A 15,298-nucleotide genomic window follows, 5' to 3' on the forward strand; every position below is an offset into this window, starting at 1 on the left:
TCAAATGTACCAAAAATCAATTTTCACAATCGTTTTAGGGGGCTTGCTGCTAAGTAATGTATTTGCCCAAAGCAAACACCCAAAGAGCCTGGTTGAACCAAAAAGAGTAATCAGTCTTGATTTTAGTAAAGAAAAAGGGGCTTTGAATACTTCATTTAAAGCGTGCGTGGGTGCCGGCCGCGCAAATGAAGGACTAAGGGCCGACTGGCAACAGCAGTTAGCCATTGCGAGGAAGGAATGCGGTTTTAAATATATCCGGATGCACGGATTGCTCACCGATGATATGGCTGTTTACAGTGAGGATGGAAACGGTAAGCCGCAATATAATTACCAGTATGTTGATGCTTTATATGACTACATTATTAGTATTGGCATGAAGCCATTTGTAGAGTTAGGCTTTATGCCGGGAGCACTTGCCAGTGGAAATAAAACAATTTTTTGGTGGCGGGGCAACGTAACACCGCCCAAAGATTATGAAAAATGGGAGGGGTTAATTCGTAACCTCACGCAACATTTTACCGAGAGATATGGAGCCGGTGAAGTTAAGACATGGTATTTTGAAGTTTGGAATGAGCCGAATTTGAAGGATGGTTTCTGGACCGGTTCGCAAGCAGATTATTTCAAACTATACCAATACAGCGCAAAAGCAGTTAAAAGCGTAAACCAGGCATATAAAGTTGGCGGCCCGGCAACGGCAGGTGCAGCATGGGTGCCTGAGATGATAGCCTTTTGTAAAAATAATTCGGTGCCTATTGATTTTATCAGCACACATTCCTATGGCGTAAAACAAGGATTTCTGGATGAACATGGATCGTCTGGAACTGTACTTGATAAAAACGAATGGAGCGTTAGTGGCGATGTTTTAAATTCGCGTAAGCAAATTCAAAATTCAGCTATTCCAGGCCTCGAGCTGCATTATACCGAATGGAGTTCGTCGTACACGCCTGCCGACCCGCTTCATGATAGTTACCACGAAGCAGCGTACATACTTAAAAAATTAAAACAGTCTGAACCTGCCGCCAATTCAATGTCGTACTGGACGTTTACTGACATTTTTGAAGAATCAGGGCCACGTTTTACCCCCTTTCACGGCGGATTTGGTTTAATGAACATCGAAGGGATCAAAAAGCCTGCATTTTTCGCCTATTCCTTTTTAAACAAACTGGGCGAAACTGAGCTCGCCAATCGCGACAGTTCTTCGTGGGCCTGCAAAGATAAAAAAGGGGGCGTACAGATGTTGTTGTGGGATTATACCTATACTTTGCCCGATTCAGTAAACAACCAGGCATATTATATTAAAGATCTGCCTGCCAAAACAAAAGGCAAAGTAAAGGTAAACTTATCGCATATACCGGCTGGGAGGTACACGATGGAAATTTATAAAGTAGGATACCGGGTTAACGACGCATATACAAGCTATGTGGATATGGGCAGGCCGGGACAGCTAACCTTGCAGCAGGTCAAAAAACTAAAGGCTCAAAATGGTTCTCCTGTGGCAATACAGCAAATTGAAATAAAGCCCGGCACTGCGTTTTCCCGAGAATTTGATATACGGGAAAATGATGTCCTGTTGATAAATCTGATTAGACATTAAGAGCAGAATTCACTTAACGAAATCATTTCTGAATCCGTAAGCGACAAAAAATAAAAGGACATTAACTATATACCTTACAAATATCTTCTAATGAGAAAAATAAAGAATAAATCTTTTTTGATGTTTTATATCCTGTTGCTGGCCGGTTTGTCAGTTAAGGCCCAAACATTATACGTCGGTACTAATTATCATCCGCACGATAATAAAGATCCGGAAAAAATAAAAAAAGACATCATGTTGATGAAGGCGGCCGGATTTAAGGTGGTTAGGATGGGCCATTTAGCCTGGGATAGTTATGAACCTTCTGAAGGCAAGTTCGATTTTCAATGGTTTGATGCGGTGATGGACATGATGAATAAGGCCGGGATTAAGGTAATACTTGATATTGCGATTCGCCCGGCACCTATCTGGCTGCACCATAAGTACCCCTCAATTGATGTTACCAGCCCAGGTGGCGTAGCGCAATATCCCAACCATCGCTACATGGATGATGTAGGTGATCCGATGTATCAAAAATATGCTGTACGCTATGCGGATTCACTCACAAAACATTACGGAAAACATCCAGCTCTGTTAGCTTTTGGTATTGATAACGAATCCGGTGATGGCCCTATTTCATACTCAGAAACGGTAAGAAAGAGGTTCGTTGTTTGGCTGACTAATAAATATTCGAACCTTGATAATTTAAACAAAGCATGGGCTACACAACGTTGGTCCAGGCGGATTAATGAATTTGATGAAGTTGGGCTACCCGTAACAGGCGAAAAAAATGGCGCCCCTGAGAAAATATTAGATTTCAGGCGTTTTATTTCAGACGAGGTCAACAAGATCTTATTTAAGGTACTCGACAAGGTTAATGCAAATGCTCCCGGTGTACTTACCAATACCAATGCCTGGTTTTACAGTGCTTTGAAATATTTTGATTATTCACAGATTGCCTATTCCGGCAAAATGGCACGTGAAGGGGCAGGCTTTTATCCCGGAAATTCGTTGATAACAAACTGGGGGATCATGAATGCCCTGTTTGGGATTTCCCGTATTCAGTTTGAAAGTACAACCCCTTTTTGGTGCAGCGAGTTTACTACAATGACGGCGGTGCCCAATTCCATCCGGAAATCGGCCTATGCCACACTGATGTATGGCAATCAAGCGGTTTGCGGATGGACCTGGCAAAGTATGTGGTCGGGCGAAGAACAATACCTGGAAGGGATGCTTGATTGGGACGGAATTCCAAATCGCAAATATGATGAATACAAAAAGATAGCTACCGAGTTTAAAAAGATCGAAAAATTCCTGCCTTACAAACCCAGCCCGGAAGTTGGCCTGGCATCATCCTTTCCCAGCCAGATAGCCAGCAGTTCTTTCCCGGAAGCGCAGGATCAACAATTACAGGCCTGCTGGAATTTGTTTTATTACCGCAATATGGATTCCCGCATTGTTGAGATCAGCAAGAGTTCATTAAACTATAAATTACTTTTTGTGCCAGGTGTAACAGTAATGGACGAAACAACTGCCAATAAAATCCGGGATTTTGTAAAAAATGGAGGGACTGTTGTTATGACGAGTAATTCCGCCGTGGTTGATGAAACCGGGAAGGCATTTGCATCAACACACCCCGGGCGTTTAAGCGATGTGTTTGGAATACGCGTCGCAGGTTATGAAGAAACAGAGCCGATGAACGAAATATCCCGTGCATCGTTGACAGGCAAAAAAATTCAATTAAATTATCAGGGGAAAACTATTGGAACTGAATCGACCCGGTATGATGTTATCGAGTCCAAAGGCGCTGAAATTCTCGGGAGTATCACCAGCCTGGATAAAGATTATCCGATTATTACCGCTAACCAATATGGCAAAGGCAGGGCAATTTATATCGGCTTGCCTGCCAGTGGCGAGGTACTTGGGCCGTTGCTTGACGAACTGGTAGATAAACTGGGTATTAAAAAGGGACCCCAGGTACCCGATGGTGTCCTGGCTCGTCAAATCGATGCGAAACATATCTTGTATCTAAATACCAGCAGAAATGCAGTTGAAATCAAGCTGAAAGGTGCCTTTAAAGGCATACTTACCGGTAAAAAATTTGTCGATAGCTTTACGTTACCGTCAGAAGAGCCGGAACTTATCGAAATCGACTGATCGCTTTTAGAATATATTACAATAAGATCTAAGGGCGCTGAATTGATAATAAGAACTTATATAGGTTAAAATGTTTAAAAGATTATTAAGATACTGCGGCATCTGCTTGTTTTTATTGTTGTGCGCAATAAAGGGAATAGCGCAGCAAACAAGTCTTTCAAAAAGATCGAGGGAGTGCTTTGATTTTAACTGGCAGTTTCATAAAGGCGATATAGCCATCAAACGGGCGGTAAAAGCAGCCGGTTATGGCGGTTTAACCGATATCAACGTAAAAGTTGAAACAAATAAAAGCGCCGTTATTGCGTACACCGATGTTGATAAGGCAGCTACCTTCAAACCCGAAGACTGGAAGGAAGTAAACCTTCCACACGATTGGTGCGTGGAGGGGACTTTTGTTAATGATAAATCAATCGGGAGCTCACCTGCCGTAAGCGGATATTTGCCCGGCGGAATAGGTTTTTATAGAAAGGAATTTGAAATCCCCGAAACCGATAAAGGAAAAAAGATCTCCATAGAATTTGACGGGATTTTTAGAAACAGTACAATTTGGGTTAATGGTCAGCTTATAGGTAACCACCAAAGCGGCTACACACCTTCAAACTATGATTTGACGGACGTTTTGCGTTACGGCAACGAAGGGAAAAATGTAATTCTTGTGAAGGTTGACGCCACCGAATACGAAGGTTGGTGGTATGAAGGGTGCGGGATTTACCGGCATGTTTGGCTCAATAAAACCGCCCGCGTCCACGTTGACCGATTTGGCACCTATGTTACAACACCCTCAGTTTCGCGGGATGAAGCAGCTGTAAACGTAAAAATCAATATAAAAAACGAATACGGCGTAGCTAAAAATATTACGCTCATTTCTAAGATTGTAGATAATAAAGGCGTTGTACTCGACACAAAAACTTCTTCGCAGGCAATTGAGCCGTTTAGTACAACTGAGTTTTCGCAAAAAGGAGCTATTCAAAAGCCCTTGCTTTGGTCGCCGGAAACACCGAACCTTTATAAAGTACTAACTGAAGTTTCTGAAAACGGGATTGTCATCGACAATTACGAAACCACTTTTGGAGTAAGAACAATCGAAATAAACCGAAACGGGGTATTTATAAACGGAAAACTTTATCCTGTGAAGGGTACCTGCAACCACCAGGATTTTGCCGGAATTGGTGTCGCCCTTCCCGATAAAATAAACGAATACAAATTAAAGTTGCTGAAGGAAGTGGGGTGCAATGCTTATCGTTGTTCCCATCATCCCCCAACCCCGGAACTGCTTGACATGTGCGACAGAATGGGTTTGCTTGTACTGGACGAAAATCGCATGTTATCAAGTTCTGAAGAAGGGAAAAAGGATTTGACAACGATGCTATACCGGGATCGCAACCACCCGTCTATTTTTATGTGGAGTATGGAGAATGAAGAATGGATCCAAGGCACGGTAACAGGGGCCAGGATACTTAAAACACTGGTTGACATCACGCATAAAATTGATCCTACGCGCCCTGTAACTGCCGCCATGAATCATGCAAGGAACGAAGCCGGGTATAGCGATGTGCTGGATGTTGTAGGGTATAACTATGGAGACAAGGGATTGGCCTATGTGAATGACCATGAAAAATATCCACAACGGATTGAGTTTTGTACAGAATCCACAAGTTTCATTTCAACTCGCGGAGAGTACCAGAACGATTGGGGAAAAGGTTATGTTTCAAACCTCGGCCTATGGCAGCCCAACTGGGGGCCATTGCCCGGCGAAGACTGGGCGGACATTATTAAATACCCTTACCTCGGTGGACTTTTCGTGTGGTCGGGTTTCGATTACCGGGGGGAGCCTACGCCGTACCAATGGCCGTGCGTTACCTCTCATTTCGGATTTATGGATATATGCGGCTTCCCCAAAGACGGCTACTATGCGTATAAAGCTGCCTGGACAAACGAACCTGTAGTCCATATTTTTCCGCATTGGAACTGGCCCGGCAAAGAAGGAGACAGCATACAGGTGCATTGTTACACCAATTGCGATGAGGTAGAGTTGCTGCTCAACGGTAAAAAAGTGGGGGCGCAAAAAGCAGTTCCCTATACCAAACTGATATGGAAGCTTGTATATAAGCCCGGCAAACTGGAAGCCAGGGGTTATAAAGGCGGAAGGTTGGTAACCACAGACGTTGTTGAAACAACATCAGCCCCGGCACAGGTAAGCCTCAGGAGCGATACCAAGGTTCTTAAAGCCGATGGTTGCGATGTGGCTGTAATACGGGTGGCAATTAGAGACAGTAAAGGAAGGGTTAACCCGACAGCCGCGAACCTGGTAACATTTTCCATTGAAGGCCCGGGGCGAATTATTGGTACAGGCAACGGTAACCCCAGCAGCCACGAGCCCGACAAAGCCAGTCAGCGGATGGCGTTCAACGGCTATTGCCTGGTGCTGGTTCAGGCAAATAAACAGGCGGGGGAAATCCGGTTAAAAGCCTCTTCTGAAAAGCTTAAAGGAGACGAAGTGGTTATCAAGGTTGAATAAGTCTGTCATTTCTTCGATGATACAAAAACACTATGAAACGGCATTATATTTACAATATGAGATATTACATGAAAACGATCGCTACAGCTATCCTGCTTTTAACTGTCAATATTTTATCTAACGCGCAAAGCCCCGCGAAAACTGAGCGAAAACAGCTATTTGACTATAAATGGAAATTCTACCAGGGAGATACGGCAGCAGCCAAATCAAGGGATTTTAACGATATAAATTGGCGAAGCCTTGATTTACCGCATGATTGGAGTATTGAAGGGAAAATAGGTCCTAAAAATCCAACCGGTGGCGCAGGTGGGTACTTTCCTGCGGGTATTGGCTGGTACCGGAAAACCTTCAAGGCCCCTGAGGGATGGAAGGGCAAAAAAGTTTCTATCTATTTTGAAGGGGTTTATATGAATTCCGAGGTTTTTATTAACGGAAAATCGCTTGGGATCTATCCTTACGGTTACTCATCGTTTAGTTATGACCTTTCGCCTTATTTGAATTTTAATAGTGAAAATGTGATAGCTGTAAGGGTTGACAATTCGCAACAACTGAACAGCCGGTGGTACAGTGGCTCCGGCATCTATCGCCATGTTTGGATGATGGTTACCGATGCCGTGCATATTGCTAAATGGGGCGTTACAATCACAACCCCCCATGTTTCGTCGGAAAAAGCAACTGTTCAAATTAAAACATTAATAAAAAACGAAACTGGTTTGCCTCAAAATATTGCCGTTAGTACCTGGTTAAAGGATGTAAATTCTAAAAATGCGGGAAATAGCCAAATGAAGGTTGAACTGGCCGCGAATAGTGAAAAGGAGGTTACGCAAACTATAATGGTAGCGGCTCCCTTGCTATGGACGCCGGAAACACCCCGTTTATACGATGCGCAAATACATATCATCAAAATTAAAAATATAGTTGACGAGACTGAAACCAGTTTTGGCATACGCTCCCTCAAATTTTCTGCCGAAAACGGGTTTCAACTTAATGGGAAAACGGTTAAGCTTAATGGAGGGTGTGCTCATCATGATAACGGATGCCTGGGCGCAGCAGCTTTTGACCGTGCCGAGGAACGGAAGGTTGAGCTACTAAAAGCTGCTGGATTCAATGCTGTAAGAACTTCTCATAATCCTCCTTCTGAAGCTTTTTTAAACGCTTGTGACAGATTAGGCCTGTTGGTGATAGATGAATCTTTTGATGGGTGGAGAACAGGTAAGAACAAATATGACTATTCAGTTTATTTTGACCGTTGGTGGAAAAGCGACCTTACTTCGATGGTAAAACGGGATTTTAACCATCCATCTGTTATCATGTGGAGTATTGGCAATGAGATCATTGAACGAAAGGAACCACAAGCTGTAGCTACGGCTAAGATGCTCGCAGGTTGTATCCATGAGCTTGATCCTACCCGTCCTGTAACATCGGCTATGACAACCTGGGACCAGGACTGGAATATATTCGATCCGCTGATGGCGGCGCACGATGTATGCGGGTATAATTATCAGCTGTTTCGCGCCGCCGCCGATCATTTAAGAGTTCCTTCCCGCGTAATTGTGCAAACGGAATCCTATCCGCGCGACGCACTTGCCAACTGGCAACTTGTTCAGAAAAATAAATATATCATTGGCGACTTTGTGTGGACAGCGATAGACTACCTGGGTGAATCAGGTATTGGCCGGTATTATTATCCCGGCGAAACGGCCGGAGAACATTGGGAGCACGATTTTTATCCCTTTCATGGCGCTTATTGCGGAGATGTTGATCTGATAGGATGGAGGAAACCGATTTCGCATTATCGCAGTTTGCTTTACAACGAAAGCGAAAAAATCTATATGGCGGTTAAAGAGCCAAACCCGCCTTCAGGTGAAATTAAAGAAACACTGTGGTCTGTATGGCCAACCTGGGAAAGCTGGACCTGGCCGGAGTATGTAGGAAAGAATATCCAGGTAGAAATTTATTCAAAGTATCCAAAAGTTAGACTGTACCTTAACAACATACTCATTGGCGAAAAATCAACTACGGAAGAACAGGGATTTAAAGCTGAATTTGCTGTGACTTATTCGCCGGGTGTGCTTAAAGCCGTAGGGGTGGATAATGATAAGGAAGTTGAATCCACTATTTTGAAAACTTCCAGCGATGCTGCAAAAATTCAACTAACTGCTGATCGAAAAGAAATTGCAGCGAATGGGCAGGACCTGTCCTATGTAACCATAGAGATAACTGATAATGATCATATATTTCAACCAAATGCCGCAAACCGCCTTCATTTTGAAATTCAAGGGCCTGGTACAATTGCAGGAGTCGCAAATGCGGATATGAAAGACACAGATCCATATATTGGAAATACGCGTAAAACATGGCATGGGCGTGCGTTGGTTGTAATTAAAAGCACTCACGAAGCCGGGGTTATTAAACTTACAGTTAGTTCACCTGGTTTATCAGCTGCTAATTTAAATATTAGATCATTTAAGCATTAGCACTAATTAAAGTTTAAATGATAAAAATCAGTCATTCGATATTTAAATAGAGAACGCAAGGCGTTGATGGTAAATAAATTGCATTGTAAATCAAGCGTTCAACAAGCCTTTATATTTTGTTGAAATCACAAGGAAGATTTATTTTATGAAAAAATTAATTCAACTTACTCTTTTATTTTCTGCAGCTATACAATTTTATTTACACGCGCAGGAATTACCTCAATTAAAAAAAGAGGGTAATAAAACCAGGTTGTATGTTGATGGCAAGCCATTTATCATGGTTGCCGGAGAGTTGCACAACTCTACTTCATCCAATTTAACATATTTGGCACCCATTTTCCCCAAATTAAAGGAAATGGGACTTAATTCCGTTATCGCATCTGTTGCATGGGAACAATTTGAGCCGCAGGAGGGTAAATTTGATTATTCTCTTATTGACGGGATCATATCCCAGGCTCGCGAAAACAAATTAAAACTTTGTATCATATGGTTTGCGAGTTGGAAAAATGGACTTTCCACTTATCCGCCACTTTGGGTAAAAAAAGATTCGAAGCGTTTTTTTAAATTGAAGCAAAGTAACGGGAGCACCGGCGAAGTAATTTCACCTTTTTGTAAGGAAGCGCAAATTGCAGATGCTAAGGCATTTGTACAATTAATGAAACGAATAAAAGAAATAGACAAAGAACATACTGTTGTAATGATTCAAGCCGAAAACGAAGTCGGGGCATTCCAGGATATAGATTACAATAAACAAGCACTTGACTTGTTTAATTCCCAGGTTCCCGAAACCTTGATCCGGTATTTGCAAACACACACAAACAATCTGAGCCCCGAAATCAAATATGTTTGGCAAAAAAATGGAAGCAAAACTAAAGGAACATGGTCTGAAATGTTTGCTGATTCAATGAAAAGTGCACAAAACTTCTTCATGACCTGGCAATATGCCAAATATATAAATGAAATATGCCACTTAGGCAAAAAAGAACTAAACCTTCCAATGTATGTAAACGCCTGGCTGGTGCAAAAATCTACTGATTTACCCGGGGTATATCCAAACGGAGGACCGGCATCAAGGGTAATTGATATTTACAAAGCCATTGCGCCTGATATCGATATATGTGCACCTGATATTTATGCACCAAACTTTAAAGAAATATTGTCGATGTATCATCGTGCCGATAACCCGGTTTTTATTCCCGAAAGCACTACCGACCAGGCCCGGGCATTTTATGCCTATGCAGAACATGACGCCATTTGCTTTTCTCCTTTTGGGATTGAAGATGTTTATACCAATTTGGCCTATCGGCAGGCAATCTCTGTGATAAATGAATTAATGCCATACATACTAAAATATCAGGGTACAGGTAAAATGCGTGGTTTTATGCGCACTAAAAACAGGACCACCGACACGCTTGTATTTGGGGAAGATAAAGTAATTGTAGAATATAACAATTGGGATAATACAGGATATGGCCTTGTTATTCAAACTGCCCCGGATGAATATGTAGTAGCAGGCATTACAGCACGACTAAAATTTGAATCGGGAAATCCATCAAAAAAAATGCGCATTGGCCAGGTGTTTGAAGGAAGGTTTGAGGGAGAACAGTGGGTAACTACCCGTATGCTTAATGGTGACGAAACCTGGCATAATGAATGTCTGATTATAACAGGGCGCAAAGCGATGATTTCTCAAGCTTTAGATGGACAAATAGTTCCTCCTCAGCCAGCACCAAATCAACCCGCATTAGAATCAGCTAAGAATATAGAAGTTCAAACTCCTGCGGTTTATAAAGTGATTACCTATGCAATGAAATAAAAATATCCTACATATCAGAAAGTCAATATCAATTTCAAAATCTAAATAGTAAAAAATTGAAAACTCATAAAATTGTTAAAGACTGTTTATTTACAGCCTTCTTTTTCCTTTGTTGTTTTAGCAGCCGTGCGCAAAAAAATGCCCCGGCGCCGTGCGGACCTGTCCCTTCGGAAAATCAAATTAGATGGCAGGAACTGCAATACTATGCGTTCGTGCATTTATCGTTGAATACCTATACCGATCAGTCCTGGGGATTCGGTAATGAAGATGTTAAACTCTTCAACCCAACGGCATTGGATTGCCGCCAATGGGCCCGAATCTGTAAAAATGCCGGGATGAAGGGAATTATTATTACCGCTAAGCACCATTGCGGTTTCTGCCTTTGGCCTTCAAAGTACACCGATTACTCTGTGAAAAATGCCCCCTGGAAAAACGGTAAGGGAGACGTGGTCCGTGAGATGGCAGATGCCTGTAAGGAGTATGGTTTAAAGCTCGGCATTTACCTATCACCCTGGGACCGAAACCGGGCAGACTATGGCAAGCCGGAATATATTACTTACTTCCGCAACCAGCTTACGGAATTGCTTACCAACTATGGCCCCATTTTCGAGATTTGGTTTGACGGCGCCAACGGCGGCTCCGGCTATTATGGCGGTACAAACGAAACCCGTATGATTGACCGTAAAACTTATTACGACTGGGCCAATACCTATAAGCTTGTGCGCAAACTCCAACCCAATATTGTCATCTGGAATGATGGCGGGGAACGGGCCGACCTCCGATGGGTAGGAACTGAGGGCGGATCTGTGGGTGAGACAAATTGGAGCCTGCTTAATGCCACCGGTGACGTACCATACAACATGTTGCATTACGGGGTGGAGGATGGCAATGCCTGGGTGCCTGCGGAAGTAAATACATCCATCCGACCGGAATGGTTTTACCACCCCAATGAAGATAAAAAAGTAAAGTCTGTGCCTCAGCTTATGGATATCTACTACAATTCTATCGGTCATAACGGTAACTTGCTGCTAAATTTCCCGATTATGCCGAGCGGACTTATCCATCCAACAGATGAAAAAAATGTGTTGGATTTTGCCAAAACAGTAAAAGCGGCATTCTCGGTAAACCTGGCGAAAAACAAGCCGGCAACGGCATCCAATGTACGCGCCGGAAGCAACGATTTTAGTGCAGGCAAAGTGACCGATGGTGATGAAAATACTTATTGGGCCACAGACGACAATGTTAAAACGGCCTCGCTTACAATTGATTTGGACAAGCCGACCAAGTTTAACCGTTTTTCGGCGCAGGAATACATTCGGTTAGGGCAGCGGGTAAAAGGGTTTACCGTTGACGCGCTTGTTGATGGCAAGTGGCGGGAACTGGCAAAAGGGACAACAATCGGATATAAGCGTATAGTAAGCTTTCCAACTGTAACTGCCAGGAAAGTGCGGCTGCATATCATCGATGCGAAGGCTTGCCTGGTTATTTCCAACGTTGGAGTTTATTATGCTCCGCAAATACTAACGCCCCCGTTAATTACCAGGAACCAGGCGGGCGAAATAACTATAACGCCAACTGATAAAGAATCGCTCATTTATTATACAACAGATGGTACAGCCCCGACCCCTGGAAAGAAAAAATATAATGGGCCATTCCTCGCAGGCGGTAAGCCACAGATACGAGCGATCTGTTACGACGCTTCTAAGCATCAAAGCAGCTCTGAAACGCATGAGAAATTTGATATTTCAAGGAAGGGCTGGAAAATTATTGGCATCGATGATAAAAAAGCTGATGCTGTTTTAGATGGCGATCCGTCTACAGCATGGCACCAGGGCAAAGACAAAAAAATGCCGGTTGATTTGGTGATTGATTTGGGAAAAGAAGAAAACCTATCCGGTTTCAGGTATTTGCCGGACCAAGGCCAATGGGGACCTGCTATTATTGCAGGCTACGAGTTTTATATTTCGGACAACGGTGCAGATTGGAAACTGGTTAGTCACGGCGAATTTCCTAATATAAAAAACAACCCTTTGTGGCAAACCATAAAGTTTGCTGCACAAAAAGCCCGTTATATCAAATTGAGAGCGATAAAGAATACCGAGAATAGTGATGAGGCTGGTTATGCCGAAATAGACATAATTACAGAATAGTAGTGTTTTAGTATTAGACGCTGGATAAACAGTTATGAATACATTGAAAATAATCATGGTGATTACAATCACGCTACTTTGCCCGGCGCGATTGTTTTCGCAGACGAACTATTTCGTGTCATCCCATGGAAGTGATACTGGCCCTGGTACACAGGAAAAGCCTTTTGCCTCCATTTACAGGGCGGTAGAAAAAGCCCGGGGCCAAAGGGGTAAAATTAACGTGTACCTAATGGGGGGGACTTATCGTTTAGACCGTCCCGTTGTTTTCACGAGCCATGATTCAAGGCAAGATGGCAGTACACTCACCCTTACGAGCTACAAAAAACAAAAAGTAATTATCACCGGTGGCGAAGCGCTTCACTTGAAATGGGCGCCCTATAAAGATGGCATTTGGAAGGCCAGCGTAAAACAAAATGTTCAGTTCGATGAACTGTTCGTTAATGGCCAGTTACAGCATATGGCCCGCTATCCCAATTATGATCCCACTGCTCATTATTTGGGTGGAACCGCAGAAGATGTGTTATCGCCACAGCGTATCGCCCGTTGGAAATCGCCGGAGGCTGGATATGTACACGCATTGCATCCGTCCCAATGGGGGGATGTTCACTACAGGATCACCGGGAAAAATGATAAAGGGGAGCTTGTGCTGGAAGGGGGATGGCAAAACAACCGCCGCATGGGGATGAGTGAAAAATACCGGTTTGTTGAGAACGTTTTTGAGGAACTTGATACGGCGAACGAGTGGTATTATGATAAGAATGCTAAAACACTATATTATTTTCCACCTGCAGGGCTTGACCCCAGGGCCGCTATATTTGAGACACCACAGCTTGCGAGCCTGTTCGAATTCCGCGGTACGGAAACAAAACCCGTTGAGAATATTACAGTGTCTGGTTTGGTTATCACACAGACGACAAGGACTTTTATGCAAAATAGGGAGCCTTTGTTGAGAAGCGACTGGACTATTTACCGTGGTGGCTCCGTTGTGTATGAAGGGGCGGTGAATTGCCGGCTGCTCAATTGTACGGTGGTTAATGTTGGAGGTAATGCTGTATTTTTTAGTAAGTATAACCGTAATTGCGTGGTATCAGGATGTCAGATTTCCGATGCAGGAGCAAGCGCAGTTTGTTTTGTGGGTGATCCGGACGCAGTTCGCTCCCCTAGTTTTGAATATAACGAGTTTGTTCCAATATCGAATATGGACCGCACGCCGGGACCCAAAACGGACAATTATCCCAAGGATTGCAGGGTATATGATAACCTGATGTTTAACCTTGGCCTTGTGGAAAAACAATCTGCCGGTGTGGAGCTCTCCATGTGCCAAAACATCACTGTCAGTCACAATACCATTTACGATGTCCCCCGTGCAGGAATAAACGTCAGCGAAGGCACATGGGGTGGGCATGTTATTGAGTACAACGATGTCTTTAATACTGTTAAGGAAACCGGCGACCACGGATCCTTTAATTCCTGGGGCAGGGATCGTTATTGGCACCCCGACAAAACGAGATTGGATTCGATTGTGGCAACATACCCGGATTTAGCACTGCTTGACGTAACACAGCCCATCATTTTGCGCAACAACAGGTTTCGTTGCGACCATGGGTGGGATATTGACCTTGATGACGGCTCCAGCAATTACATTATTTACAATAACCTTTGTTTAAACGGAGGTATTAAGCTGAGAGAAGGTGTGAACCGGGTTGTCGAAAATAATATTATGATAAATAACACTTTTCACCCTCACGTATGGTTTAAGAACAGCAATGACATATTCAGGCATAACATCGTCGGTGCTGGCTATCTTCCGATCGGAATTTCGGTATGGGGGAAGGAGGTTGACTACAACGTGTTTCCTGACGCTGCATCCTTGTCAGAGGCTCGGGGGAGGGGAACTGACATGCATTCAGTATCCGAACCGGAGATATTTGAAAACCCGGCAAAAGGAGATTTTCGGCTAAAGTCCGATGCTGCTGCATTTTCTGTTGGTTTCAAAAATATTTCAATGGACAGTTTTGGAGTAGTTTCCCCAAGGCTAAAGGCGATAGCTAAGCAAGTTGATTTTCCTGTGGTTGTGGTGCCAGGCCCGTCGGTCGATAGTGAAATTGTTGATTTTATGGGAGCAAAGGTGAAAAAGTTGACCACACTGGGAGAACGATCCGCTACTGGAATAGATGATATCCGGGGTGTTTTGGTCATATCAATAATACCCAGCCATGCCGCCGCTTTTTTCCAGGCAAATGACGTAATCATATCACTAAATGGTGTGCCAACGAACAGTTTGAAGGATTTGCAAAAAGCAAGAATGTCGGTGATTGGAACATCAGCAGATATTGTTATTTTCCGTAACCAACATGCGTATACCAAAAAACTCGAGTTTGACGGCCGTAAGTAAGCCCGGCTTAAGATTACGGTTCGACTTTGCACATGTGAAAATCAACACAGTGCCTCATTATATTGGAATAGCTTAATAAATTATTAAATGTAACTTACTGATTTGTAGTTGCTTGTTGTGAATTGCACATTTGGTCTATATTTTTAGTCATCCCTACCCCCTCCCTTTTTCCAAGTTACGATAGTTTCACCTCTCAGAATAGTTTCGACTCA

General features: G+C 43.3%; 7 protein-coding genes. All 7 read left to right on the forward strand.

Annotated features, from left to right (window positions below):
• Positions 1-4 precede the first annotated feature (4 nt).
• Positions 5-1,594, forward strand: a complete 1,590-nt coding sequence (locus tag KXD93_RS06190; protein ID WP_258136054.1) for a GH39 family glycosyl hydrolase — start codon at positions 5-7, stop codon at positions 1,592-1,594.
• Positions 1,595-1,684: 90 nt separating this feature from the next.
• Complete coding sequence (locus KXD93_RS06195) at positions 1,685-3,730, forward strand: beta-galactosidase (protein ID WP_258136055.1); 2,046 nt, start codon at positions 1,685-1,687, stop codon at positions 3,728-3,730.
• Between the two features lie 70 nt (positions 3,731-3,800).
• On the forward strand, positions 3,801-6,248 hold the full coding sequence (galA, locus tag KXD93_RS06200) for a beta-galactosidase GalA (protein ID WP_258136057.1): 2,448 nt from the start codon (positions 3,801-3,803) through the stop codon (positions 6,246-6,248).
• A 68-nt stretch (positions 6,249-6,316) separates the two neighbouring features.
• A complete protein-coding gene (locus tag KXD93_RS06205) occupies positions 6,317-8,725 on the forward strand; it encodes a glycoside hydrolase family 2 TIM barrel-domain containing protein (RefSeq protein WP_258136058.1) in 2,409 nt (802 codons plus the stop codon).
• A 145-nt stretch (positions 8,726-8,870) separates the two neighbouring features.
• A complete protein-coding gene (locus KXD93_RS06210) occupies positions 8,871-10,541 on the forward strand; it encodes a GH35 family beta-galactosidase (protein WP_258136059.1) in 1,671 nt (556 codons plus the stop codon).
• A gap of 11 nt (positions 10,542-10,552) precedes the next feature.
• The gene (locus KXD93_RS06215) at positions 10,553-12,691 is read left to right on the forward strand and encodes an alpha-L-fucosidase (RefSeq protein WP_373417348.1); all 2,139 of its coding nucleotides are present in this window, start codon (positions 10,553-10,555) and stop codon (positions 12,689-12,691) included.
• Positions 12,692-12,746: 55 nt separating this feature from the next.
• Complete coding sequence (locus tag KXD93_RS06220) at positions 12,747-15,086, forward strand: PDZ domain-containing protein (protein WP_258136062.1); 2,340 nt, start codon at positions 12,747-12,749, stop codon at positions 15,084-15,086.
• Positions 15,087-15,298: the final 212 nt, after the last annotated feature.

It is taken from the genome of Mucilaginibacter phenanthrenivorans (assembly GCF_024721155.1).
Classification (GTDB): Bacteria; Bacteroidota; Bacteroidia; order Sphingobacteriales; family Sphingobacteriaceae; genus Mucilaginibacter; species Mucilaginibacter phenanthrenivorans.